Source organism: Inquilinus sp. (genome assembly GCF_057815775.1).
This window is the reverse complement of record NZ_JBYRFX010000068.1, coordinates 1-3,389: the sequence shown is the minus strand read 5'-3', so window position 1 is coordinate 3,389 and position 3,389 is coordinate 1. Positions and strand designations below refer to the sequence as shown.

The following is a 3,389-nucleotide window of genomic DNA, read 5'->3' as shown; positions in this document are numbered from 1 at the left end:
GATGCCGGTCTCGCGCGCCTCCTGCAGCAGCCGGCCGACCTGCCAGCGGGTCAGGCCGAGTTCCTGCGCGATCTCGCTCTGGTTCCGGTCCAGGTCGTAATAGAGCTTGGCCGCCTGGACCATGAACTGTTCGCGCTGGGCATCGGAGGTGACGCGATGCCCGAGATCGGCCTGAAGGGTCACGGCGGCGCGTCCAACAACATTTGAGCATTAACTGCTCGAATGAGCGGACGCTACCGCCGCCGGCGGCGGACTGTCAAGCCACGACCGACGGCGATAGTCTGGGCGCCGAGGCCATCGCCCAGGGGGAGACGCCCATGACCGAGACCGCGCGCATGCTGACCGGCAAATGCTACTGCGGCGCCGTCCACTACGAAGTGGCGGACGCGTTCCGCTACGCCATGAACTGCCACTGCTCGAACTGCCGGCGGACGACGGGGTCGGCGTTCAAGCCCATCGCCGGCATCGAGCGCAGCAAGCTGACGGTGACCCAGGGCCAGGATGCGCTGATGATCTATGGCGAGCCGGACGGCAACAACACGCATTGCCGGGCCTGTGGCTCGCTGCTGTTCTCGGTCGTCCGCGACGGCGCCTATGTCCATGTCGCCATGGGCACGCTGGTCGACGACCCGACCATCCGGCCGACCGAGCACATCTTCGTCGGCTCCAAGGCGCCCTGGTACACCATCGCCGATGACCTGCCGCAATATGAGGAGTTCTCGGTCTAACCGGCCGACTGGCGCACCAGCGCCGCCAGTACCTCGGTCAGGGGCGTGATGCCGCGCCGGATCTCGCCGCCCTCGACCTCGATCCGCCCGGCATTGTGGGCGTCGTACAGTTCGGTGATCAGGCGGACATAGCCCTCGCTCAGGCCGCCGGCCGCCAGCGCCTGCTCCCACTGGCCGCGCGGCAGGGCCACCGCCTGGACCGGCAGGCCGAGCGGTTCGGCCAAGGCGGCCGCCACGTCCATGGCCGTGCACCGCTGCGGCCCTTCGGCGTGGAGGATGCGCGGCGGCGCCTCGGCGGCATCCAGCAGATCCGCCGCGATCAATCCGACATCGGGGGCCGAGACGGTCGGGAACCGCTTGTCGAGGGGATGGTGCAGGCTGGCCAGGACGCCGGTCGCCACCGCAGAGCGCAGCGACCGCGCCCAATTCTCCATATGCTCGGCCGAGCGCAGGAAGGAGATGCCCGGCAGGCCGCCGAACCGCTGCTCCAGGTCATGGAAGAGTACGGTGATGCCGGTGCCGGCCGCATGCTGGGCGCCATAGTCGGAGATGGCGACAGTGCGCGGCGGTCGCGCCGCCTCCAGCGCCCTGGCCAGGCTGTCGATCAGGCTGCGGGCCTCGGCCGCAGCATCGCCGCGCGACGGCGCCAGCGGCACGATCGCCAGCGCACCGTCGGCATCCCGCAAGGCCGCGGTCAGCGCCCCGGTCGCCGCGATATCGGCGACCACGATTTCGCAGCCGGCTTCGGCCAATGGCCCGGCCTTGGCCGGGTCGCGGATGATCGCGCGCACCGCCCTGCCCCGCCGCCGCAGCTCCAGCGCCGCGGCTCCACCGATCCGGCCGGTGGCCCCGATGATGGCAAACATGGTCTCGTCTCCCGTTGTGCCCGGATGGGGCTCAAATCGGGACGGACCTTGCCGCGGGAGGCGCGGTCGGTCGCGCCGGAACGGACGGCGCAGCGCCGGATCGGACGGCGGCGATCAGTGCCGGTCGCGCCGCACCGCCCCGGGGGTGACGCCGAGGATCCGCCGCATCGCCCGGGCCATATGGCTCTGATGCGCGAAGCCGGCGTCGAGGGCGATCTGGGCCATCGGCAGCCTGCCGTCCAGCAGCAGCGCCCGCGCCCGCTCGACCCGGCGGCGGATGACGTATTGATGCGGCGCCAGGCCGGTCGACGCCTTGAACAGCGGCTTGAAATGCGACGGGCTGAGCCCGGCCGCCGCCGCCAGCTCGGCCAGGGTCAGCCGCTGGTCCAGCCGGACCTCGATCAGTTCCAGCACCCGGCCGAGCTGCCGGCGGGACAGCGCCTGGCCGAGGGCCGGCGCCGCCGGCACTGGGGCCGCGTAGCGGCGCAGCAGATGGGCCGCCAGCGCCAGGCCCAGGCTGTCGGCATAGAGCGGGTCGGATTCGGCGCCGGCCTCCAGCTCGGCCTTCAGGGCCCAGCCGACATGCTCGATCCGCGGGTCGCGCAGTTGCAGCCGCGGCGCGATCTCCAGCCGGCCCGAGGCCAGGCCCAGCCCTTCCGCCGCGCTGTGCAACAGGGACGGGCTCAGGCGCAGCAGCAGGAAGCGCGCCGGCCCCTCATCCTGCCACACGCCGGTGGCGCCGGCCGGCAGCAGGTCGATGTCGCCCTCGCGCTGCAGCCGGTCCTGGACGATGCCTTCGGCCCGGCAATGGGCAAGGACCGGCGCACCGACATGCAGGCTGAGGCGCAGATCGGGCGACGGCGGCGCCTCGACCGCATGGTCGGCCGCAGCGAACAGCCCTGCGGCGAAGCCGGTCCATTGCGCCGCCCGTTCCGGCACGATCGCCCCGGACCGGATCACCGGTTCATGTGTATCCATTCCGCCACACCTTTCGGCCGTCCTGCGAACGGGAGCCCCAGTCTACGTCGCGGCGCTTGAGCGGGCGAGGCCCCGTCGCTATATCCGCGCCACCAGGCCGGGCCCCTCTGGCAGATCCTTCGGGATCTGCGATGTCGGACTGGAGACTCCCATGGAGTGGCCCGCCTGCTGATCCCTGATATTCAGCATCGGATTCTGGTCGATGGCGCCCCGCGGCGCCGCCAGCCCCGGACGGCACGCAGGCCCCTCCTCGCGACAAAGAGGATGGTGTTTGCATGGAACATTTGCTGACGGGCGAGGCGCTGACCGCCCTGCTCCAGGTCATCATGATCGACCTCGTGCTGGCGGGGGACAACGCCATCGTCATCGGCCTGGCCGCGGCCGGGCTGCCCAAGGAGCAGCGCGCCAAGGCCATCCTGATCGGCATCGCCGCCGCCACGGTGCTGCGCATCGTCTTCGCCCTGGCGACGACGCAGCTGCTGGCCATCGTCGGCCTGCTGCTGGCCGGCGGCGTGCTGCTGCTGTGGGTGTGCTGGAAGATGTGGCGTGAGCTGCGGCACAACGCCAAGCAGGACCACGACGCCGAGAACGCGCTGGCCGGCGCGGACGGCAACAGTGCCCCGCGCAAGACCTTCGCCCAGGCGGCCTGGCAGATCGTCGTCGCCGACGTGTCGATGTCGCTGGACAACGTGCTGGCGGTGGCCGGCGCGGCGCGCGAGCACCCGATCATCCTGGTCTTCGGTTTGGCGCTGTCGATCGCGATGATGGGCTTCGCCGCCTCGTTCATCGCCAAGCTGCTGAACCGCCACCGCTGGAT

At 71.1% G+C, this 3,389-nt stretch carries 5 protein-coding genes; 2 read left to right on the top strand and 3 right to left on the bottom strand.

Annotation, left to right across the window (positions count from 1 at the left end; all coding sequences use genetic code 11):
• Nucleotides 1–183 (bottom strand): hypothetical protein (locus AC3XYG_RS02725; RefSeq protein ID WP_489138274.1); only part of this gene is annotated, 183 nt, incomplete at its 3' end.
• A gap of 134 nt (nt 184–317) precedes the next feature.
• Here AC3XYG_RS02725 and AC3XYG_RS02720 point away from each other — a divergent pair.
• The gene (locus tag AC3XYG_RS02720) at nt 318–728 is read left to right on the top strand and encodes a GFA family protein (RefSeq protein ID WP_489138273.1); all 411 of its coding nucleotides are present in this window, start codon (nt 318–320) and stop codon (nt 726–728) included.
• Here AC3XYG_RS02720 and AC3XYG_RS02715 read toward each other — a convergent pair.
• Nucleotides 725–1,594, bottom strand: a complete 870-nt coding sequence (locus AC3XYG_RS02715; protein ID WP_489138272.1) for an NAD(P)H-binding protein — start codon at nt 1,592–1,594, stop codon at nt 725–727. The two genes, AC3XYG_RS02720 and AC3XYG_RS02715, sit on opposite strands and share 4 nt — an antisense overlap.
• Before the next feature lie 114 nt (nt 1,595–1,708).
• Nucleotides 1,709–2,572 carry a helix-turn-helix transcriptional regulator gene (locus tag AC3XYG_RS02710; RefSeq protein ID WP_489138271.1) on the bottom strand — a complete coding sequence of 288 codons (864 nt, stop codon included), beginning with the start codon at nt 2,570–2,572 and terminating at the stop codon, nt 1,709–1,711.
• A 275-nt stretch (nt 2,573–2,847) separates the two neighbouring features.
• Here AC3XYG_RS02710 and AC3XYG_RS02705 point away from each other — a divergent pair.
• Nucleotides 2,848–3,389, top strand: a 542-nt coding sequence (locus AC3XYG_RS02705; RefSeq protein WP_489138270.1) for a TerC family protein, incomplete at its 3' end; no start/stop codon positions are given.